We start from the raw sequence: 20,324 nt of genomic DNA, 5'->3' as shown, positions 1-20,324 counted from the left end.
TTACTCGGACGTGGCGGCCAGATGCTTTTCCAGCCAATGGATATCGTAGTCGCCGTTGGCAATATCCTGATTATTGATCAGGTCCTGGAACAACGGAAGCGTGGTCTTGATGCCATCGATGACAAATTCATCAAGCACACGGCGCAGACGCATCATACATTCGACGCGGGTACGCCCGTGCACGATCAGCTTGCCGATCAGGCTGTCGTAGTACGGCGGGATGCGGTAGCCCTGATAGGCGCCCGAATCGACACGTACGCCAAGACCGCCCGGAGCATGGAAATGCGTGATCGTGCCCGGGGAGGGGACGAAGGTGCGCGGGTCCTCGGCGTTGATGCGGCACTCGATGGCGTGTCCGGAGAACACGATGTCTTCCTGCTTGACCGAGAGGCCGCCGCCGGAGGCGACGCGGATCTGCTCGTGCACGAGGTCGATGCCGGTGATCGCTTCGGTGATCGGATGCTCGACCTGAAGACGGGTGTTCATTTCGATGAAATAGAACTCGCCGTTTTCGTAGAGGAATTCGATCGTGCCGGCGCCGCGGTACTTCAGCTTCTTCATCGCGTCGGCGCAGACCTGGCCGATCTTCATGCGCTGGTCGACGTTGAGGGCTGGGGAGTTTGCTTCTTCCCAAACCTTCTGGTGACGACGCTGCAGCGAGCAATCGCGTTCGCCGAGGTGCACCGCGTTGCCGGCACCATCGCCAACGATCTGGATCTCGATGTGGCGCGGCTTGCCGAGGTACTTTTCCATGTAGACGGCGTCGTTGCCGAAGGCAGCAAGCGCCTCGGCGCGGGCAGTCGAGACGGCTTCTTCGAGGTCAGCCTCGGAGCGAGCGACCTTCATGCCGCGGCCACCGCCGCCGGCTGTTGCCTTGATCAGCACCGGGAAGCCGATCTTGCGGGCGACTTCAAGCGCGTTTTCCGGCTTCACTTCGCCATCGGAACCCGGAACGACCGGGATGCCAAGCTCCTGCGCCGTCTTCTTGGCGGTGATCTTGTCGCCCATGATGCGGATGTGCTCCGCCGTCGGGCCGATGAAGGTGATGTCGTGCGCTTCCAGGATTTCGGCGAACTTGGCGTTTTCCGACAGGAAGCCGTAGCCCGGGTGCACGGCATCGGCGCCGGTGATTTCGCAGGCAGCGACGATCTGGTGAATGTTCAGATAGCTATCGCGCGAAGGCGGCGGGCCGATGCAGACGCTCTCGTCGGCGAGGCGCACATGCATGGCGTCAGCGTCGGCCGTGGAATGAACGGCAACCGTAGCAATGCCGAGCTCCTTGCAGGCTCTGAGCACGCGAAGGGCGATTTCGCCGCGATTGGCAATGAGAATTTTCGAGATCATCGCCACGCCGCCTTATTCGATTACGATCAGCGGTTCGCCATATTCGACGGGGGCTGCGTCCTGGACGAAGATCTCGGTGACCTTGCCCGAGCGCGGAGCCGGGATCTGGTTCATCGTCTTCATGGCTTCGATGATCAGGATCGTCTGGCCTTCCTTGACGGTGGCGCCGACTTCAACGAAGGGGCGGGCGCCCGGTGCCGGAGACAGATAGGCGGTGCCGACCATTGGTGCGGTCACGGCGTTCTTCGATGCGCGGGCGCTCTCGGCGGCGGGAGCGGCGACAGCGTTTGCAGGGGCAACCGCTGCGGCTGCGGCAGGGAACTGGTAGGCCGGCATCTGCGGCATGGCCATCGGCATTGCAACCGGCGTGCCGTTGCGCGAGACGCGAATGCGCAAGTCGTCCTGCTCGACTTCGATCTCGGTCAGATCGGTGTCCTTGAGAATGTTGGCGAGATCGCGGATCAGCGCCTGGTCGATACCTGGTTTCTTGTCAGCCATGGAATATGAGCCTCTTGTGTTCTTTTTATTTCGACGGATGTGTCAGGTTCTTTAGCGCATGCAGCGCAAGAATGTAACTCTGGGCACCGAAGCCGCAGATGACGCCTTTGACAGCCGGCGCGATCATCGACTTGTGACGGAATTCCTCGCGCGCATGGATGTTCGAGAGGTGGAGTTCGACGACTGGAATGCCGATGGCGCGGATGGCGTCGTGAAGTGCGATCGACGTATGGCCGTATGCCGCCGGATTGATCGCCACGCCGGCGGCGACGTTGCCGGCTTCATGCAGCCAGTCGACCAGCGTGCCCTCATGGTTCGATTGGCGGAAATCGACCTCGAAACCGAGCGTCTTGCCCTCCGCCTTGCACATGGCCTCGATATCGGCGAGCGTCTGGCCGCCATAAATACCCGGTTCGCGCTTGCCCAGCGCATTCAGGTTGGGGCCGTTCAGCACGAAAATGGTCGATGGCATAAGGGATTCCGGTCCGGTGATGGAGGGTTACCTATAGACTGATGGTCCCGCGAGGAAAAGCCCTTTGGGCCCCCGCGGGATTTGTCCACAGTCATGGGAAGGTTTGTCAGCAGGCCGTCTTGCCGCATTCGCGCATATTGGAGACCTTGCCCTCGATCTCTTCGGCGCCGACGGCACCAAAGACCGCTTCGTTACCGATGACATAGGACGGTGTGCCGGTGATGCCGAGGTCGTTGGCAAGCCCATAGGCCTCGCGCACGGCCGCATCATGCGGCTCCTTTTCCATCTTGGCGCGCAGGTCCTTCTCCGAGACGCCAAGCTTTGCGGCAACCGCAATTGCGGTCTCTTCCGTGGCACGATCTTCGCCGCCGAGCAGCGCACGATGGAAGTCGCCGTACTTTTCCGGAGCGACCAGGCGGAACGCGGCGCTCACCTTATGGGCGGCAAGCGAATCCGGACCGAGGATCGGCAGTTCCTTCAGCACGAAACGGACGTTCTTATCCTTGGCGAGGATGTCATCCATGTCGGAGAGGGCGCGTTTGCAATAGCCGCAATTGTAGTCATAGAACTCGACGATGGTGACGTCGCCCTTGGGATTGCCAAGGACCATGTCATAGTCGGAGTTGAAGATCGCCTTCTTGTTCTCGGTGATCGCGCTCTCAGCCGCTTCCTGCTGTTTGGCGCGCTGTTTCGTCGTCAGCGCCTCCTGGACTTCAAGCATGATCTCCGGATTGGCGATCAGGTACTCCTTGATGAACGCGCCGATCTCTTCCTTCTGCTTCGCGTCGAGCGCAAACGCGCTTTGCGGCAGGCTGACCCCGGCCACGAGCGCTGCGAGCGTCCCGGCGGCAATCATCTTGGTGCTGAAATTCATTTCTACCTCGTTGTCCTTGCGTGTCCTGTGTGTCGTTCATCCCCCGTCGTCACGTCAACCGGCAGTTCTGAAAGACAACAGGAATCCTCGTATCCGCAATATGCTGGCAGCATAGGGTGGGTGCCGCGGAAACGAAACGGCAAAATCGGCAGAAATACGGCACTCGCGGACTTGTGAAGGTCAATTTCATCGGGCAAAGGGGCTGGATAACAGCCGCTTATCGAGGATTTTCCGTTGGTAGACTTGTCAAAACGCAGCGCCGTCGAACCTTTTCACGCGATGGATGTGCTGGCGGAGGCGACCCGCCGCCGTGATGCCGGCCACCCGGTGATCTCGATGGCCGTCGGGCAGCCTGCCCACCCGCCGCCGCAGGCCGCTCTCGAAGCTGCGCGCAACGCACTCCAACATGGGCGCCTTGGCTATACCGACGCACTCGGCACGCTATCGCTGCGAACCGCGATCGCCCGCCACTACGAGAAGCGCCACGGTATCGCGCTCGATCCGCAGCGGGTGGCCGTCACCACGGGATCGTCCGCCGGCTTCAATCTCGCCTTCCTTGCGCTGTTTGATCCTGGCGACTGCGTCGCCATCGCGCGGCCCGGCTATCCGGCCTACCGCAACATCCTCGCCGCTCTCGGGCTGACGGTGGTCGAGGTCGAGGCGAATGCCGAGACCGGCTTCACACTGACGCCGGAAAGCCTGAAGCGGGCCGCTGCAAAGGTCGGCCGACCGCTGAAGGGTGTGTTGCTGGCAAGCCCGGCGAACCCGACCGGCACCGTGACGGGGAGGGCCGGCCTCAAGGCGCTGGCCGACTGTTGCCGCGCGGAAAAGATCGCGTTCATCTCCGACGAGATCTATCACGGGCTGACTTTTGCCGGCGAAGAGGCGAGCGCGCTGGAGGTTACCGACGAAGTGATCGTCATCAACTCCTTCTCGAAATATTACTGCATGACCGGCTGGCGCATCGGTTGGATGGTGTTGCCCGCCGATAAGGTGCGGGGCTTCGAGCGCATCGCCCAGAGCCTTTACATTTCGCCGCCGGAACTGTCGCAGATCGCCGCTGAAGCGGCGCTTGACGCGCATGAGGAACTCGACCGCTACAAGGCCGCCTATGCCGTCAATCGGGAGATGCTGCTGAAGCGCCTGCCGGAGATCGGCTTCTCGATCGCCTCGCCGATGGACGGTGCCTTCTATGCCTATGCGGATGTCAGCCGCTTTACCAATGACAGCATGGCCTTTGCCCGGCGGATGCTCGCCGAGATCAATGTCGCGGCAACGCCGGGTTTCGACTTCGATCCGTTGGAAGGGCATCGCACGATGCGCTTTTCCTATGCCGGCGCGGAGGCTGACATGGTCGAGGCAATGGACCGGATCGCGCGCTGGCTTGCCTGATTGCCCGACTGGACGGGCAGGGGAGCGAAGACGCCCCGTCTGCTGTGGCCATCACCCGTAAAAGAAAAGGCCCGGAGCGATCCGGGCCTTTCTATTTGTGCTCTTTCGCGTCCAACGCTTCGGCGTCAGGATCCCGGTTCGGCTTCGAGCCGGGACCAGAGGCGACTTCTTAGAAGAAGCCGCGGCGCTGCCACCAGCCGCCCTTCTTGGGCTTGGTCGGGTCTTCTTCTTCGCCTTCGGCCTTCGGAGAGCTCGAGGTCACGACAGGCTCCGAGGCGATCTTCGAAAGGTCGCGGTTCGCGCGCGCCGGCTTGGTTTCCGCGAGGTCGGCCGCAGCCTCTTCCACCGCCTCGGCGGCGACATCGACGCCTGCCGGCTGGTCTTCGATAACCGCCTGAGCGACTTCATCGACGGTTGCGACCGGTTCTTCGGCTTTTACAGCCTTCTTGCGGGTCCGCTTCGGCTTGGCCGGCTTGGCCTCGACGGCCTCGGCTTCCGCGACGACTGCCGCGGTTTCCTCGACGGCGACGGCTACTTCGATCTCTGCGGCGACGGCCGGCGTGTCAACGGCTTCCGGCTCGTCGGCGTCATCACCTTCGGCATCGGCCTCGATCTGGCCTTCGCCTTCACCTTCGCCCTCCGGACGATTGCGGCGGCCACCGCGCTTGCCGCGGCGGCGGCGCTTGCGCTTCTGCTCGCCGTCAGCGGTTGTGGCCTCGGCATCGACGCCCTCGTCGTCCGCATCACCTTCGTCGGCGTCGTCATCGACATCGCCTGCCGCTTCGGACGCCTGGCCGACGGCACCTTCGGCCTGCTGGCCACCCTTGCCGCGACGGCGGCGACGGCGCTTGCGCTTGCGTCCACTCTGGTCGTCGGAGGACTGGGCAGCCTTCGGCTGCTCCTGGCGCGGCTCGCTGACGACTTCTTCGGCTTCTTCTTCGTCGAGATCCTCTTCGATCACGACGTCATCTTCTTCCGGCTCCGGCTGGAAGTGCAGGAGCTGCTCGATCTTGACCGGGTTTTCGACCGGTTCGCCGCGATCGATTGCGAAGTGCTGTGCGCCGACATGAGCGTCCGCCTCGATGATGATCGAAACGCCGAAGCGGGCCTCGTAATCCATGATCGTGCCGCGCTTCTGGTTCAGCAGATAGAGCGCGATATCCGGGATGGTGCGCACGGTGATGTCGTGCGTAGTGTTCTTGAGCAGATGTTCTTCGACGCCGCGCAGCACGTGCAGGGCGACGGAGGACTGCGAGCGAACGTGGCCCGTGCCGTTGCAGTGCGGGCAGGTCTGCATCGTCGATTCGAGCACCGAGGCGCGAATGCGCTGACGCGACATTTCGAGTAGGCCGAAATGCGAGATGCGGCCGACCTGGATGCGGGCGCGATCGTTCTTCAGGCAGTCCTTCAGCTTCTTCTCGACGGCGCGGTTGTTGCGCTTTTCTTCCATGTCGATGAAGTCGATGACGACGAGGCCGGCAAGGTCGCGCAGGCGCAGCTGGCGCGCCACTTCTTCGGCAGCCTCCAGGTTCGTCTGCAGCGCCGTGTCTTCGATCGAGTGCTCGCGCGTCGAACGGCCGGAGTTGACGTCGATCGAAACCAGCGCTTCGGTCTGATTGATGATGATGTAGCCACCGGACTTCAACGTCACCTGCGGCTGCAGCATGCGGTCGAGCTGCGCTTCGATACCGGAGCGCGAGAAGATCGGATGTACGTCGCGATAGGGCTGAACCACCTTGGCGTGGCTCGGCATCAGCATCTTCATGAAGCCCTTGGCTTCCTTGTAACCTTCCTCGCCGGAAACGATGATCTCGCCGATATCCTTGTTGTAGAGATCGCGGATCGAGCGCTTGATCAGGCTGCCTTCCTCATAGACGAGGCAGGGGGCCGTGGAGTTCAGCGTCAGCGTGCGGACGTTTTCCCACAGGCGCATCAGGTATTCGAAGTCGCGCTTGATCTCGACCTTGGTTCGGTTCGCACCCGCGGTGCGCAGGATGACGCCCATGCCCTGCGGCACTTCGAGGCCGCGCGCGATTTCCTTCAGGCGCTTGCGGTCCTGCAGGTTGGTGATCTTGCGGGAGATGCCGCCGCCGCGTGCCGTGTTCGGCATCAGGACAGAGTAGCGGCCGGCCAGCGACAGGTAGGTCGTCAGCGCCGCGCCCTTATTGCCGCGCTCTTCCTTGGCAACCTGGACGAGCAGGATCTGGCGCCGCTTGATGACTTCCTGGATGCGGTACTGCTTGCGCGGCTTGCGGACCTGGCGATCCGGAACCTCTTCCATGGCATCTTCGGCGCCGACGGATTCGATGATTTCCTTTTCGCCATCGTGGCTGTCGTCATCATCATCGTCGTCGTCATGGCGACGACGGCTGTCGACGTCTTCGGAGATCGCGTCGGTATCGACCATCGCGGCCATTTCGCCGCCGTTGCTTTCGTCGCCATCGACGGAAGCGGCAGCCGCTTCTTCCGCAGCCTTGGCCTTGGTTTTGCGGGTGCGCTTCGGCTTTGCCTTGGGCTTTTCGACCGGCACTTCCTCTTCGACCACCGGTTCGGCGGTGACGGCTTCTGCCGGCTGCGCGTCGACTTCGGTCTCCGCTACGACCTCGAGGTCGACGGGAACGGAAAGTTCGCTTGCCGGCGCCGCGGCGGTTTCGACATGTTCGATGTCGTCGTCGCGTCGCGCTTCTTCGGCTTCGGCCTTCAGCAGTGCCTGACGGTCGGCAAGTGGGATCTGGTAGTAGTCGGGGTGAATTTCGGCAAAGGCCAGAAATCCGTGGCGGTTACCGCCGTAGTCGACGAAGGCGGCCTGCAGCGAAGGCTCCACTCTGGTGACCTTCGCCAGATAGATATTGCCGCGGATTTGCTTCTTATGTTCCGACTCGAAGTCGAACTCTTCTATGCGGTTTCCGCGTACGACAACGACGCGCGTCTCCTCGGAGTGAGACGCATCGATAAGCATTTTCTCTGCCATCTAAGCTGTGCTCCTCGGCGCACCAGCGGAACGGGAGACAGACCTGCTTCCTTGGGAAGACTGCCAAACACGTCGGAAGGTGCGCCGGATATGAAAGTTCCTGTTTGGTGCAGGCGATGGTGCAGCAGCCAGACGACAGCCGGAACACCTGTGTCCCGGGGCCGCTCTACTTCTGACCGATACTGCTGAGTCAACATCAATGACCAAACAAGAATGCCAATGTCCAAGGTCTCATGAAGACCCAATGAATTCGCCCGCTTGCGGGCGTTGGTGAAAAATCACCATCAAGAACTCCGGCCACCGCCGGAAATTTGCGATCCAGTGTACGAGGAGGAAATGCAGCGACGGCGGATGAACACCTTGCGACCGCGGAAGTGCGATGCGTTTAACCGGTTGATCCGGTTCGACCACTCCCTGGCGCCAAGCTTTGGAGAAGCTCCGGCTGCCCGGTCGACTGTTCTATCCCGTCAACACTTTCTCCTTGTGACGCTTTTATGTTTTCTATGTCACATTGGCAAGGGAAAAGCCCGTGCCGCCACAATAATGATCGATTCGCTTGTCCACGTGGAGTAGGCCGGCAAATGATGAATCGATGGCGCCGGTGCGAGGCGGAAGATGACCTTTGTCAAGCTTTGGTTAACCATAAGGGTTCATTGATCAAGGTATGCGTTTGGTGGCCGCATCGGCCGCCCTCTGGTTTTGAGAAAGTGGCGGGGAGCCCAAGGTGAAGCCTTTGGCGGTTTGTATGCGCGGTTCGCTGTTGTCGTTGATGTCGCGGATGGGTTGGCGTTTGCTCGGTGCTTCGGTGCTCGTCGGCGGTCTCCTCCTGAGCGTGCCGGCCGCTCGTGCTGCCGAGCCGGGCCCGTTGCTCGCCTTTGGCGCGCGGATCGCCGGCGACGACGCGCGCACCCGGGTCGTCGTCGAGTTCGACCGCAAGCCGGATTTTTCCGTTCATTACGTGGCCGACCCCGTTCGCGTAGTCGTCGACCTGCCGGAAACAGCCTTCGGCCTGAAGGCGGATAGCCTCCAACCGCGCGGCCTGTTCGACGCGATCCGCTACGGCGGCATGGGCGCGGGTAATTCCCGTATCGTTCTTTCCGCGAAGGGGCCTGTTGCGGTAACCCATGCGGAGGTGATCGCGGAGGAGGGGGGCAAGGGCTACCGCCTGGTTATCGACGCCGAACGGGTCGACCAGACGCGCTTCGATGCACTTCTCGGCGAACAGCAATGGACCGGTTCCGTCGCTGCGACGAAAACCGACAGACCTGTGGCCGTTGCGCCCACGAAAGACGGCGGCCCCTTCATCATCGCGATCGATGCCGGCCACGGCGGCATCGACACCGGTGCGCTTGCCGCCGAGACGAAGACGGAAGAGAAACACGTCACGCTGGCCTTTGCCAAGGATCTCGTCGAGGCCCTGAACAAGGGTGCCGGGATCGAGGCTTTTCTCACCCGCGACAAGGATGTTTTTCTCTCGCTGCCGCAGCGCGTGCAGATTGCCCGGAACAAGGGCGCCAATCTTTTCATCTCGCTCCATGCCGATGCGCTCCGCCAGAAGGACATCCGCGGCGCTACGGTCTATACTATCTCCGACAAGGCGTCGGACCATCTGGCCGCAAGCCTTGCCGCTCGCGAAAACCTTTCGGACGAAATCGCCGGCGTACCGCTTCAGAGCGAGCCCGCGGAGGTCGCCGATATCCTGATCGATTTGACCCGCCGCGAGACGCAGGCCTTTTCCGTCAACATGGCGCGCGCGGTGGTTTCTTCCTTCGAGGGCCAGATCAATCTCATCAACAACCCGCACCGCTTCGCCGGGTTCCGCGTGTTGCAGGCACCCGACGTGCCGTCGATCCTGCTGGAACTGGGCTTCCTGTCGAACAAGGAGGATGAGAAATTGCTGCTGGATCCGGAATGGCGCAAGAAGGTTTCGGAGCGTCTTGCCGTCGCGGTTCGGCGTTATCGCGAGCAGGCGGTTGCCAGCGGCGGCTGACGTTTGAAGGCATGCCCAGGAACGAAGTGATTTGTGTCGCCTTGGTAACAGCGTTATGCTTTTCAACTGGATGCGCACGCGATAATCGGAAACAGCCCTATTTTACGCACATTCCGGGACCTAACCGGAATTGCGCCCGGATTTGTTGAGAAACGAGTTGAAGCCCGGGGTTCCTCGCCATATGAGGAGCCGGGCTTAGCGGGTTGCTGCGAAGCCAGACGATTTCTGACGGAAGAGTTTGGTCGGACTGACGCAATTAAGCCGGCGGGACAGAGCATGGACTGTCGCTCGGCGGTCCGGCAATTGAACGATAATTAAGGTACCGGTATCTGACTGATGATCAGGCTGATTGGATATTTCTTCGGGATTGGTGCGTTTCTGCTGCTTGGCGTGGCTGGAGCCGTGGCGCTTTATCTGGGCGTCGTCACCAAGGATCTACCGGACTACGAGGTGCTGGCGAAATACTCGCCGCCTGTAACGACGCGCTTTCATGCCGGCAATGGCGCGCTGATGGCGGAATATGCCCGTGAGCGGCGTCTCTATCTGCCGATCCAGGCGATTCCTGATCGCGTCAAGGCAGCCTTCATCTCCGCCGAAGACAAAAACTTCTACCAGCATCCGGGTGTCGATATCACAGGTCTCGCCCGCGCTATCGCGGTGAACCTGCAGAACTTCGGTTCCGGCCGTCGCCCGGTTGGCGCATCGACGATCACGCAGCAGGTGGCAAAGAACTTCCTGCTGAGCTCGGACCAGACGATCGACCGCAAGGTCAAGGAAGCGATCCTTTCGTTCCGCATCGAGCAGGCCTACAGCAAGGACCGGATCCTTGAACTCTATCTCAACGAGATCTTCTTCGGCCTGAATTCCTACGGTATTGCCGGTGCGGCGCTGACCTATTTCGACAAGTCGGTAACCGAGCTTACCATTGCCGAGACCGCCTATCTCGCAGCGCTCCCGAAGGGACCGGCCAACTACCATCCGTTCCGCAAGACCGAAGCCGCCATCGAACGCCGCAACTGGGTGATCGACCGCATGGTCGAGAACGGCTACGTCACCAAGGCCGACGGCGAAGAAGCCAAGAAGCAGCCGCTCGGTGTCAACCCGCGCCGCGGCGGCGCGCATCTCTTCGCCTCCGATTTCTTCGCCGAGGAAGTCCGCCGGCAGATCATTCAGAAATACGGCGACAACGCGCTCTATGAGGGCGGCCTGTCGGTTCGCACCTCGCTCGATCCGCGTCTGCAGATCGCGGCCCGCAAGGCGCTGCAGGCGGGTCTGCTGACCTACGACGAGCGCCGCGGCTTCCATGGTCCGGTGAAGTCGATCGAGATCGGTGGCGATTGGGGTGAGCCGCTTGGTGCCGTCGTCGCCTTCAGCGACGTGCCGGAGTGGAAGCTCGCCGTTGTTCTCTCAGTCGACGCACAGGGCGCCGAGATCGGCATCCAGCCGGAGAAGGAAGCATCGGGCAAAATCGTGGCCGAGCGCGTCACCGGACACATCTCCGCCAAGAACATGCAGTGGGCCTACCGTTCGGCGACTGGCGACCGCAAGTCGGCGAAATCCCCCGAAGGCGTCTTCGGCGCCGGCGACGTTGTCTACGTTGAGCCGCTCGCCGAAAAGGGCGAATATCGCCTGCGCCAGCCGCCGAAGGTGCAGGGTGGTCTCGTCGCGATGGATCCGAAGACCGGCCGCGTCCTGGCGATGGTCGGTGGCTTCTCCTATGGCCAGTCGGAATTCAACCGCGCGACGCAGGCGATGCGTCAGCCGGGTTCGTCCTTCAAGCCCTTCGTCTACGCCGCAGCACTCGACAACGGCTACACGCCGGCATCGGTCATTCTCGATGCCCCGATCGAAATCGTCGCGGGCGGTCAGGTCTGGCGTCCTGAAAACTATGGCGGCGGCTCCGCCGGTCCGTCGACGCTGCGCCTCGGCATCGAGAAATCGCGCAACCTGATGACGGTTCGCCTCGCCAACGACATGGGCATGAATCTGGTCGCCGAATATGCCGAACGCTTCGGCATTTACGACAAGATGCCGCCGCTGCTCGCGATGTCGCTGGGCTCCGGCGAAACGACGGTTCTGCGTATGGTCTCGGCCTATTCGGTGCTCGCCAACGGCGGCAAGCAGATCAAGCCGTCGCTGATCGACCGTATTCAGGACCGCTATGGCAAGACGATTTTCCGGCATGAGGACCGCACCTGCGACAACTGCAACGCGGGCGACTGGCAGAGCCAGGAAGAACCCGTCCTGACCGACAATCGCGAGCAGGTGCTCGACCCCATGACCTCCTACCAGATCACGTCGATGATGGAGGGCGTGGTGCTGCGCGGCACGGCCGCCGGCAAGATCAAGCTCGATCGTCCGGTTGCCGGCAAGACCGGCACGACAAATGACGAAAAGGACGCCTGGTTCGTCGGCTACACGCCCGACATGGTTGCCGGCCTCTACCTCGGCTTCGACAATCCGGCCCCGCTCGGCCGCGGTGCCACCGGCGGCAGCCTCGCGGTGCCGATCTTCAACGACTTCATGCAGGAAGCCGTCAAGGACACCCGCCCGAGCAAGTTCGTTGTGCCCGAGGGCATGAGCATGGTCGCCGTCAACCGCAAGACCGGCATGGCCGCCCAAGAGGGTGAGCCGGACACGATCATCGAGGCCTTCAAGCCCGGCACCGGCCCGGCTGACACCTTCTCGGTCATCGGCGGGCTCGATCAATACGTGCCGCCAGAGGAAATCCTGAAGAACTCGCCGCAGGCGAACCAGGCGGTGACCTCGGGCTCCAACGGTCTGTTCTAAGCCTTTCCCCTCTCGCGATGCCCGCCGCCTTTACATCAGCGGCGGGCATCGCTATTTGACGCTCAATTTCATATCGGGTTCACAAGAAGCAGGATTATGCGCAGCGAAATCGAGAACATTGTCGACGAAATCAAGCAGGCCATAAGCCTGCTGAGGAGGCATCTTTGACTGGGATCAAGCGGTAAGACGACTGGACTGGTTGAACAACAAGGCGGAAGATCCGACCTTGTGGAACGATGCTTCGGAAGCACAGAAGCTGATGCGCGAGCGCCAGCAACTCGACGACGGCATCAATGGCCTGCGCCGCTTCGAGCAGCAGCTCAACGACAACATCGAACTCATCGAGCTCGGCGAGGAAGAGGGCGACGCGGCGATCATCGCGGATGCCGAACAGGCGCTGCGTGAACTGCGCAACGAAGCGGCCAAGAAGCAGGTCGAGGCCATGCTTTCTGGCGAGGCCGATCAGAACGACACCTATCTCGAAGTGCATTCCGGCGCCGGCGGCACCGAAAGCCAGGACTGGGCCAACATGCTTCTGCGCATGTACACCCGTTGGTCCGAGCGCCAGGGATATAAGGTCGAGCTTCTTGAAATCCAGGACGGTGAAGAAGCCGGCATCAAGTCTGCGACGCTGCTCGTCAAGGGCCACAATGCCTATGGTTGGCTGAAGACCGAATCGGGCGTGCATCGCCTCGTTCGCATTTCGCCCTATGACAGCAATGCGCGCCGCCACACCTCGTTCTCGTCGATCTGGGTCTACCCGGTGGTCGACGATTCGATCCAGATCGACATCAACGAGAGTGACTGCCGCATCGACACCTACCGGTCGTCTGGTGCCGGTGGCCAGCACGTCAACACGACCGACTCGGCTGTGCGTATTACGCATATGCCGTCCGGTATCGTCGTGCAGTGCCAGCAGGAGCGCTCACAGCACAAGAACCGGGCCAAGGCCTGGGACATGCTGCGTGCGCGTCTCTACGAGTCGGAGTTGAAGAAGCGCGAAGAGGCGGCAAACGCCGAGGCTGCGTCAAAGACGGATATCGGCTGGGGCCACCAGATCCGCTCCTACGTTCTGCAGCCTTACCAGCTGGTCAAGGACATGCGCACCGGGGTCGAGAGCACCGCACCGGGCGATGTGCTCGACGGCGAGCTCAACGAGTTCATGGAGGCGGCGCTTGCGCACCGTGTCAGCGGTGGCGCGGATGCAGTCGTCGACGATTTGAACTAAGCGTCGCTGCGAGAGTTCTTGAATTGAAGAAGGCCGGGTGGTTCGCACCCGGCCTTTTCTTTTGCTCAGTTCGAAGCGCGCTCGACCTTGATGTCGCCGAGATCATCGATGAGCACGGTCCAGGTCTCCGGTTCGCGGGCGGTCGGATCTGTCTTCAGATAGACGGTCGCGAACATGCCCGGCTGCGCGGTGACGCCGGTTGAGGTCTCCGGGCGAATGTCGGTGACATAGGCCTTGAGCGCCGAGAACTCTTCGAGCTCCGCCGAGGAAACCACCACCGGTCCGGCTGGCGTCGCTTCGATCTGCTGCAGATGGACCTGTGCGGTGCCATCCGTCTGGCGAAGCGCGATCAGCTTGTAGTAACCGCGGCGGGCGTCGCTTTGCTTCTCGGCGGCGGCATTGGGGTCGAGTGATGAAAGCGGCGCTCCGCTTTCCTCCCAGTAGCCGGTGCTCGTGACAAAGGTAGCCTGCGGCGGCACGACGTTGGCGTCCTCGGCCTTGGCGCCGGCGGTGCTCACGAACAGGAGGAGCGCGAGGAGGGCGGATCTTTGCATTGGGGATTGTCGTCCTTTCAAACCGCAGCTCCGCTGCCGCCTCGCTCCTACAGCGCCGCGCGTCTTTTCAGACGCGCAAAGGTCGCTGTAGCACTTTGAATTGCTGCATGTTTTTGTCCTTTAATCGGGTACGATTAAAGGAAACATGCATTAGCCGTCGGAAAACGAGCCATGGAGGATCATAACATACCGCGCGGAGAACGTGCGTTCAGTTCGAAAATTGCTCGGCTAGGATGCGGTCCGACCAGGAATGATCGGGATCCGAGAGGATGCGCGCCGTCATGTTCTCCGATTCGGCGATCCGCACCTTGACCACCGACTTTACTTCCTGATGGTCCGCCACGGCGTTCACCGGCCGCTTGTCGGCTTCCAGGATTTCGATCTCGACCGTGACATGGTTCGGCAAGAGCGCGCCGCGCCAGCGGCGTGGACGGAAGGCGCTGACCGGCGTCATGGCCAGAAGCGGTGCTTCGAGTGGCAGGATCGGGCCGTGAGCGGAGAGGTTGTAGGCGGTGGAACCTGCTGGTGTCGCCACCAGCAGGCCGTCGCAGGTCAGCTCCTGGAGCCTTGTCTTTCCGTCGATGAGGACGCGAAGCTTTGCAGCCTGATAGGACTGGCGGAAGAGGTAGACTTCGTTGATCGCAAGCGCCGTGAAGCTCTCGCCGTAGACGTCGGTCGTCTGCATCTCCAGCGGATGGAACGCGTTCTCGACTGCCTGGCAGATGCGGTCCGTCAGGTTCTCGGTGCTGTAGCGGTTCATCAGGAAGCCGACGGAGCCGCGGTTCATGCCGTAGACCAGTTTGCCGCTGTTCATGGTCTGGTGCAGCGTCTGCAGCATGAAGCCGTCACCGCCGAGCGCCACGATCACGTCGGCCTTCGCCGGATCGTTGTCACCATAGATCGCCTTGAGATCAGCCGCAGCCTTTTGCGCCTCCTCCGCAGAAGAGGCGAGGAAGGCGAAGGAATTGAACGTTCGGGCCATCAACTCTAGTCCGTTCGATGCGTTGCATGCCGCTTGCGGCGATCTCTGTCTATCGTTTCTGGCATGGCCCGAAGCCGAACGCATCTGAAAAATTGGGAGAATTCGCAATTTTGCTTTACACCGGATGAGATTATGGTAACTCCCACCGCAGCAAGTGCCCTTATAGCTCAGTTGGTAGAGCGGCTGATTTGTAATCAGTAGGTCGGGAGTTCGAGTCTCTCTGGGGGCACCACATCTGCCTTTTTCTGCTGAAATCGCGCATTTTTTGAAGCTTTAACCGCATTCGGATTTGAGACGCGGGGCGAAGCTGCGAATTGAGCAGTCAATCACGTTCAGCAAGGATCGCCATAAAAACGGGCGAGCCGATCCAGGTCGACGAACCGGAAACCGTGCACGGCCACCTCGCGGTCTTTCCAAAGGGTAGCGGCGCACGATTGATTCTCGATGCGGAAATATTCGCTCTCGGGAGGCCGCAGGATGCGCCGCTCTTTCATTTCGATACCGAAGATGTGGCTGCAGCACATCATCACGCGGTCGCCCTCGGTGTCGAGATCGTCACGCCGGTGCAATTCGAGCAATGGTTCACGATCCGCGACCCCGACGGCAATGTCTTGATGATTTGCCGGTGCTGAGCGGGACTGCCTCGCGATGTCAGATGTCGAACGAGGGGGCCATGCGCATCGGAACCTCCCGGCATTTCTGCAGGGCGTTGAGAAGGTTTTCGGCGAGATAGTCGATCAGTGCCCGGGTCGCTGGCAGCATGCCCTGGCGAGACGGGAAGACGAGGTGCACCACGACGTCGTTCGAGGTCCATTCCGGAAGCACTGGCACGAGCACGCCGGCGCGGAAGGCACGCTCGCAGATATGGTCCGGCAACAGCGCCACGCCCATGCCTTCGATCGCGGCGCGTTCGAGGATCAGGAAGTCGCTGCAGCCGATGATCGGACGATGGGAGATCTCCGTCGTGTTTCCGTCGGATGAGACGAGCCGCCAGACGTCGGTCGGGTGTTGTTCGTTCATCGACAGCGTCGCCTGCTGGCTGAGGTTGTCGATTGTGATGTCGCCCGAGCGGGCAAGGAACGTCGGGCTGGCGGCGAGCCGCTCGCGAACCTCGCCGAACTTGCGGATGATCAGCTGATTGTCGGTATCGAGCTGGCCGCGGGCGCGGAGCGCCACGTCGATCCGTTCTTCTATCAGGTCGATGCGCCGGTTCGTGGCGGTGATCAGGAGCCGCACGCCGGGATAACGCCGGTGAAACGCCGGCAGGATATCCGCGAGCATCGGGGTGAAGCCGAGTGGGCAGGCGAGCCTGACGGTGCCCGAAGGTTCAGCCCGCACCGCCGCAATTTCGGCTTCGGCGGCCGCGACGCCGTCGAGCAGCCCCTGGCAATGTTCATAGAAAACCCGGCCGATGTCGGTGACACGCAGCTTGCGGGTCGAACGTTCAAGCAACCGCACGCCGAGCTGTTCCTCGAGGCGGGCCACATGTTTGCTGAGTTTGGATTTGGGTATATTGAGATCGCGTGCGGCAGCGCTGAAGCCGTTGTTGCGCACGACGGCGGCAAAGAGCCCGAGATCGTTCAGATCCTGCATTGTCCTGTCTCCGAGGTCCGGATGCTTTGCCCGATTGTTTCCGTCTGGAAACAGTATGTCAAATATCCACTGGCTTATCGGTCGATTGTTTTCCCCTCATATGTGGAGCACCGCAACGCAAACACAAAGGTGTTCCCATGAACGTTCTTCATATCGACTCTGGTATCCTCGGCGATCACTCGGTTTCCCGTCGCCTGACGGCGGCACTCGCCGCTCAGATCAAGGCTGACCGCCCGGATGCCACCGTAACCTATCGTGACCTCGCCGCCAGCTCGCTCCCGCATTTGACCGGCGCCCAGATCATGGCTCCCGCCGATCTCGCAGGCGTGGATGCCGACCTTGCCGCCGACGTCAAGCTTGGCCGCGACATGCTCGAAGAATTCCTGGCGGCCGACACGGTCGTCATCGGTGCCCCGATGTACAACTTTGGCATCCCGAGCCAGCTGAAAGCCTGGATCGACCGCATCGCCGTCTCCGGCAAGACGTTCCGCTACACCGAAAATGGTCCGGAAGGCCTCGCCAAGGGCAAGAAGATCATCGTCGCCTCGACCCGCGGCGGTCACTACTCCGCCGGCCCGGCCGCCGTCATGGACCACCAGGAATCCTACCTGAAGACGGTCTTCGGCTTCCTGGGCGTCACAGATGTGGAATTTGTCCGTGCCGAAGGTCTCAACCTCAGCGCCGATTCCAAGCAGTTTGCGATCGCTGAGGCTGAAAAGACCATCGCGGAAGGCAACGTCCTTCGCCTGGCGAGCTAACATATAGGTTCAGCGGGTCACTGACGTGATCCGGTGGAGGGGCCCAGGCCCTGCGTGCGGACGGTGCCGGTTGCAAACGCAGCCGGCATTGTCCGTTTTGGGATTTCACAATCTGCTTTATAATGCATCGATGGTGGACCGGCGGACAATTCTGTTGGGCATGACCGCTGCGGTGGCTGCACTGCTCGCCGCCGACGCGGCGCGCGCACACAATTGCACGTGCCGCAACCGCGACGGTTCGAAATATGAGCTCGGACAGATCGCCTGCCTAAGGGTCGACGGCAACGTCTATATGGCGCGCTGCGAAATGAACCTCAACGTCTCCACCTGGAAGAAGCTGCGCGACGGCTGCCCGACGGCGGCCGGCATGAGCACGCCGCTGAGCCCTACGGGGCAATTGGTCAGTTTCTGACGAGGAGCAGCGGCTTGCCGCCCTCATTACGGTCTTTTTCGAAGCCGGAAGGTGTGGCGGTGAACGCGAGCGAGCTGCCGTCTTCGCCGAGCAGGGTTATGCCAAGGCCGTTCGCCGTCCAGCTCTTCAGTTTCAATTTTCTGACGGCGCTATCGCATGGCTCTTCGACGGACAGTGCAAAATTGCCGTCACTGTCGGCAGCCTCCTTAAAGCGCACATGGCAGATGGCGGTTCCGCCCGGCCGTTTCATCTGCCACGCGCCTTTCATGTTTGCCGGCGCCGGCAGATGCGAGATGCCGTCCACCGCGGTTACGAGGGCCAGTCGAGGCCCGTCCTCGCCGTTCGTCAGGAGCGGGGATCCCTCGCTCTCTTCAAAGCGGGCATGGACTTTTCGCAGGACGTCGATCAGCAGCAGGCCGCCGTTCCCGTCGAAATTCCAGGCGGCGACGTCGGCAAGGGTTGGCACACTCTTGGCGCAACCCTCGGCTCCGGTAACTGCGTAGCCGCCGATCGCCTCATCGGCGGTGAGGGTGAGCTTGCATCCTTCGGCGCCATCGAGCGGCGCGACCAGATAGTCGCCCGCCTGCGCCGCGATGATCCCGGGATCGATGTCGCCGGCGGCGAAGGCGGTGTGTGAACCGAGGCAGACTGCACCCAGAACGAGCAGCCGAAACATAGGAACGCGTGACGCAACTGCGACAACCATGGAGCTCTCCGATCCCAACGCGCGGAGATTTCCACAGTCACATTTTCGCGTCAATGCGCCAGCCCTTGCAGCAGTGTGGGATGACGCCGTCGCCCGCTTGGTCGTCGCCATGGGCGGCCGGCTGCGCGTGGATGTCAGCGGTTCAGGAACTGGCGCGCGGCATACATGGCGATTGCTGCCGCGTTCGACACGTTCAGCGACTTGATCGCGCCCGGCATGTCGAGGCGGGCAAGGTCGGTCACGATCGAACGGGTCTTCTGCCGCAGTCCCTTGCCCTCGGAGCCGAGAACGAGCGCGATCTTCTCACCGCTGAATGTTCCTTCAAGCGGCTGCGGTCCTTCCGAATCGAGGCCGATCGTCTGGAAGCCCAGCCGATGGAGTTCTTCGATGGCATCCGCAAGATTGGTGATCTGGATATAGGGAATCATTTCCAGCGCGCCCGAGGCGGATTTGGCGAGAACGCCCGATTCGGTCGGGCTGTGGCGCATGGTGGTGATCAACGCACCGGCATCGAAGGCGACGGCGGAACGCATGATGGCGCCGACATTGTGCGGATCCGTCACTTGGTCGAGCACCAGAATCAGCGGGCAGTCGCGAAGCGCTTCGAGCTTGCGATGCGGCAAGGGGCGCGTCTCGAGCATCACGCCCTGGTGGATCGCATCGGGGCCGAGGATCTTGTCGAGATCCTGCGGCGTCACGGTTTCGACCGGGAAGGGCAGGGCCGAAAGCTCGTCGAGCTCCAATCTTGCAGCGGCGTTCGGCGTCACGCTGAGGCGAACGAACTGGCGCGCCGGATTGTCGAGGGCGGCGCGAACCGTATGCAGGCCGTAGAGCAGAACCTGCTCGGGCGCGAGCTGCGGTGGCTTCCAGTCGGCCGGCGCCTTGCGGCGCTTCTCGTGTTTTGGCGTTGGGATTTCGCCGCGTTCCCGCTTGGCGTCGCGGTGGGCGCGCCTGAGGTTGGCGTAATGGGTGTCCTTGGCGCTCTTGTCGCCGGTGTGATCTTTGCTCATGGGCGTCTTATAGAGGGGTTGCAGGCGTGGCGAAATGGTTTTCGATGAGCGGTCCGGAATTGTCGCTGTGGAGAAATTCGGAAATTTTCCACTGACCCGTGTTGACAGGAGGAAAGAGGGCGGTCATATACCCGGCCACAGATCGAGAGGCGGCAACGACGCGTCGCTGGTTGTCTCACGATCTCAAATGCTTGGTCGAAAGATCCCGACAGAATAATGGAGGGATGCCCGAGTGGTTAAAGGGGACGGACTGTAAATCCGTTGGCTCAGCCTACGTTGGTTCAAATCCAACTCCCTCCACCATTCTGCTTCTGGATCGAAGGCCCGCGGGTATAGCTCAATGGTAGAGCAGCAGCCTTCCAAGCTGAATACGCGGGTTCGATTCCCGCTACCCGCTCCAGCAGCGAACAGCCTCCTTATCCGAATTAATCCGATGCTCCAACGCTTCGCGGTAAGTCATTGTTTGTCTTGCTTGCGGAGCGATCCGTGATTCGCGCATGCCTGCCCTTGTGTCGGCGCTTCAGCGTTCTTACATATCGGCAGGAAAAGGCCGTCGGCGACCGGTCCGGGCGTACGCAATTAAGTCTTGCGCAAATCCCCTGAAACCCTTAAACGGCTCCACAAACCGGCCCTGCCGGCTGATCATTCATACTTGACCACAGGAAACGTACCCATGGCAAAGAGCAAATTTGAGCGCAACAAGCCGCACGTTAACATTGGCACGATTGGCCACGTTGACCATGGCAAGAC

General features: G+C 61.5%; 17 protein-coding genes, 3 tRNA genes and 1 pseudogene. 11 read left to right on the top strand and 10 right to left on the bottom strand.

Annotated features, from left to right (window positions below; all coding sequences use genetic code 11):
• From accC to AC070A_RS18390, 4 genes are all read right to left on the bottom strand, one after another.
• Positions 1–1,344, bottom strand: coding sequence for an acetyl-CoA carboxylase biotin carboxylase subunit (accC, locus tag AC070A_RS18405; protein ID WP_057252267.1), 1,344 nt, complete (start codon positions 1,342–1,344; stop codon positions 1–3).
• Between the two features lie 12 nt (positions 1,345–1,356).
• A complete protein-coding gene (accB, locus tag AC070A_RS18400) occupies positions 1,357–1,842 on the bottom strand; it encodes an acetyl-CoA carboxylase biotin carboxyl carrier protein (RefSeq protein WP_057252266.1) in 486 nt (161 codons plus the stop codon).
• 25 nt (positions 1,843–1,867) lie between these two features.
• Positions 1,868–2,314: a type II 3-dehydroquinate dehydratase gene (gene aroQ / locus AC070A_RS18395; RefSeq protein WP_057252265.1), complete on the bottom strand. Its 447-nt coding sequence runs from the start codon at positions 2,312–2,314 to the stop codon at positions 1,868–1,870.
• Positions 2,315–2,420: 106 nt separating this feature from the next.
• Positions 2,421–3,188, bottom strand: a complete 768-nt coding sequence (locus tag AC070A_RS18390) for a DsbA family protein (RefSeq protein ID WP_057252264.1) — start codon at positions 3,186–3,188, stop codon at positions 2,421–2,423.
• Positions 3,189–3,422: 234 nt separating this feature from the next.
• Here AC070A_RS18390 and AC070A_RS18385 point away from each other — a divergent pair, with 234 nt between their 5' ends.
• Positions 3,423–4,580, top strand: a complete 1,158-nt coding sequence (locus AC070A_RS18385; protein WP_113479285.1) for a pyridoxal phosphate-dependent aminotransferase — start codon at positions 3,423–3,425, stop codon at positions 4,578–4,580.
• A 169-nt stretch (positions 4,581–4,749) separates the two neighbouring features.
• Here the strand turns inward: AC070A_RS18385 and AC070A_RS18380 are convergent, their stop codons facing one another.
• Positions 4,750–7,551, bottom strand: a complete 2,802-nt coding sequence (locus tag AC070A_RS18380) for an Rne/Rng family ribonuclease (RefSeq protein ID WP_113479284.1) — start codon at positions 7,549–7,551, stop codon at positions 4,750–4,752.
• 778 nt (positions 7,552–8,329) lie between these two features.
• Here AC070A_RS18380 and AC070A_RS18375 point away from each other — a divergent pair.
• The 3 genes from AC070A_RS18375 to prfB all read left to right on the top strand — a co-directional run bounded on the left by AC070A_RS18375 (position 8,330) and on the right by prfB (position 13,559).
• Positions 8,330–9,541 carry an N-acetylmuramoyl-L-alanine amidase gene (locus AC070A_RS18375; protein ID WP_246805868.1) on the top strand — a complete coding sequence of 404 codons (1,212 nt, stop codon included), beginning with the start codon at positions 8,330–8,332 and terminating at the stop codon, positions 9,539–9,541.
• Between the two features lie 336 nt (positions 9,542–9,877).
• Positions 9,878–12,331: a penicillin-binding protein 1A gene (locus AC070A_RS18370; RefSeq protein WP_057252260.1), complete on the top strand. Its 2,454-nt coding sequence runs from the start codon at positions 9,878–9,880 to the stop codon at positions 12,329–12,331.
• A gap of 96 nt (positions 12,332–12,427) precedes the next feature.
• A protein-coding gene (gene prfB, locus AC070A_RS18365; RefSeq protein WP_112995481.1) for a peptide chain release factor 2 occupies positions 12,428–13,559 on the top strand; the annotation gives its coding sequence in 2 pieces (ribosomal slippage) (positions 12,428–12,496 and positions 12,498–13,559; 1,131 coding nt in all).
• Positions 13,560–13,624: 65 nt separating this feature from the next.
• On the opposite strand, the gene AC070A_RS18360 is transcribed toward prfB, so the two are convergent.
• Both AC070A_RS18360 and AC070A_RS18355 read right to left on the bottom strand, forming a co-directional pair.
• On the bottom strand, positions 13,625–14,113 hold the full coding sequence (locus AC070A_RS18360) for a hypothetical protein (protein WP_110878289.1): 489 nt from the start codon (positions 14,111–14,113) through the stop codon (positions 13,625–13,627).
• A 208-nt stretch (positions 14,114–14,321) separates the two neighbouring features.
• On the bottom strand, positions 14,322–15,095 hold the full coding sequence (locus tag AC070A_RS18355) for an NAD kinase (RefSeq protein WP_057252257.1): 774 nt from the start codon (positions 15,093–15,095) through the stop codon (positions 14,322–14,324).
• Between the two features lie 156 nt (positions 15,096–15,251).
• On the opposite strand from AC070A_RS18355, the gene AC070A_RS18350 reads away from it, so the two are divergent.
• A tRNA-Thr gene (locus AC070A_RS18350) sits at positions 15,252–15,327 on the top strand.
• A gap of 157 nt (positions 15,328–15,484) precedes the next feature.
• Positions 15,485–15,727 (top strand): VOC family protein, encoded by a 243-nt coding sequence (locus tag AC070A_RS18345; protein WP_375293051.1) that lies wholly within the window; start codon positions 15,485–15,487, stop codon positions 15,725–15,727.
• Between the two features lie 19 nt (positions 15,728–15,746).
• Here AC070A_RS18345 and AC070A_RS18340 read toward each other — a convergent pair whose 3' ends face one another.
• A complete protein-coding gene (locus AC070A_RS18340) occupies positions 15,747–16,688 on the bottom strand; it encodes a LysR family transcriptional regulator (RefSeq protein WP_057252255.1) in 942 nt (313 codons plus the stop codon).
• 137 nt (positions 16,689–16,825) lie between these two features.
• Between AC070A_RS18340 and AC070A_RS18335 the strand changes: the two genes are divergently transcribed.
• Positions 16,826–17,446, top strand: a complete 621-nt coding sequence (locus AC070A_RS18335; protein WP_057252254.1) for an FMN-dependent NADH-azoreductase — start codon at positions 16,826–16,828, stop codon at positions 17,444–17,446.
• Positions 17,447–17,606: 160 nt separating this feature from the next.
• Positions 17,607–17,858 (top strand): hypothetical protein, encoded by a 252-nt coding sequence (locus tag AC070A_RS18330; RefSeq protein ID WP_162730582.1) that lies wholly within the window; start codon positions 17,607–17,609, stop codon positions 17,856–17,858.
• Here the strand turns inward: AC070A_RS18330 and AC070A_RS18325 are convergent.
• Positions 17,848–18,564, bottom strand: a complete 717-nt coding sequence (locus AC070A_RS18325; protein WP_082615946.1) for an AprI/Inh family metalloprotease inhibitor — start codon at positions 18,562–18,564, stop codon at positions 17,848–17,850. The two genes, AC070A_RS18330 and AC070A_RS18325, sit on opposite strands and share 11 nt — an antisense overlap.
• Before the next feature lie 134 nt (positions 18,565–18,698).
• Positions 18,699–19,574, bottom strand: a complete 876-nt coding sequence (locus AC070A_RS18320; RefSeq protein WP_113479280.1) for a TrmH family RNA methyltransferase — start codon at positions 19,572–19,574, stop codon at positions 18,699–18,701.
• A gap of 218 nt (positions 19,575–19,792) precedes the next feature.
• Between AC070A_RS18320 and AC070A_RS18315 the strand changes: the two genes are divergently transcribed.
• The 3 genes and pseudogenes from AC070A_RS18315 to AC070A_RS18305 form a co-directional block, all read left to right on the top strand.
• Positions 19,793–19,877, top strand: a tRNA-Tyr gene (locus AC070A_RS18315).
• Positions 19,878–19,900: 23 nt separating this feature from the next.
• Positions 19,901–19,974, top strand: a tRNA-Gly gene (locus AC070A_RS18310).
• A 273-nt stretch (positions 19,975–20,247) separates the two neighbouring features.
• A pseudogene (locus AC070A_RS18305) lies at positions 20,248–20,324 on the top strand (GTP-binding protein); the annotation flags it as partial.

It is taken from the genome of Ensifer sp. GW101-20A05 (genome assembly GCF_059424735.1).
Note: the sequence above shows the minus strand (reverse complement) of the source record. Positions and strands in the feature narration are given on the sequence as shown.

Excerpts from the sequence above, each read along its gene's own strand:
- accC (WP_057252267.1), bottom strand. The coding sequence starts at position 1,344 with ATGATCTCGAAAATTCTCATTGCCAATCGCGGCGAAATCGCCCTTCGC.
- accB (WP_057252266.1), bottom strand. The coding sequence starts at position 1,842 with ATGGCTGACAAGAAACCAGGTATCGACCAGGCGCTGATCCGCGATCTC.
- aroQ (WP_057252265.1), bottom strand. The coding sequence starts at position 2,314 with ATGCCATCGACCATTTTCGTGCTGAACGGCCCCAACCTGAATGCGCTG.
- AC070A_RS18390 (WP_057252264.1), bottom strand. The coding sequence starts at position 3,188 with ATGAATTTCAGCACCAAGATGATTGCCGCCGGGACGCTCGCAGCGCTC.
- AC070A_RS18380 (WP_113479284.1), bottom strand. The coding sequence starts at position 7,551 with ATGGCAGAGAAAATGCTTATCGATGCGTCTCACTCCGAGGAGACGCGC.
- AC070A_RS18375 (WP_246805868.1), top strand. The coding sequence starts at position 8,330 with ATGGGTTGGCGTTTGCTCGGTGCTTCGGTGCTCGTCGGCGGTCTCCTC.
- AC070A_RS18370 (WP_057252260.1), top strand. The coding sequence starts at position 9,878 with ATGATCAGGCTGATTGGATATTTCTTCGGGATTGGTGCGTTTCTGCTG.
- AC070A_RS18360 (WP_110878289.1), bottom strand. The coding sequence starts at position 14,113 with ATGCAAAGATCCGCCCTCCTCGCGCTCCTCCTGTTCGTGAGCACCGCC.
- AC070A_RS18355 (WP_057252257.1), bottom strand. The coding sequence starts at position 15,095 with ATGGCCCGAACGTTCAATTCCTTCGCCTTCCTCGCCTCTTCTGCGGAG.
- AC070A_RS18340 (WP_057252255.1), bottom strand. The coding sequence starts at position 16,688 with ATGCAGGATCTGAACGATCTCGGGCTCTTTGCCGCCGTCGTGCGCAAC.
- AC070A_RS18335 (WP_057252254.1), top strand. The coding sequence starts at position 16,826 with ATGAACGTTCTTCATATCGACTCTGGTATCCTCGGCGATCACTCGGTT.
- AC070A_RS18330 (WP_162730582.1), top strand. The coding sequence starts at position 17,607 with ATGACCGCTGCGGTGGCTGCACTGCTCGCCGCCGACGCGGCGCGCGCA.
- AC070A_RS18325 (WP_082615946.1), bottom strand. The coding sequence starts at position 18,564 with ATGGTTGTCGCAGTTGCGTCACGCGTTCCTATGTTTCGGCTGCTCGTT.
- AC070A_RS18320 (WP_113479280.1), bottom strand. The coding sequence starts at position 19,574 with ATGAGCAAAGATCACACCGGCGACAAGAGCGCCAAGGACACCCATTAC.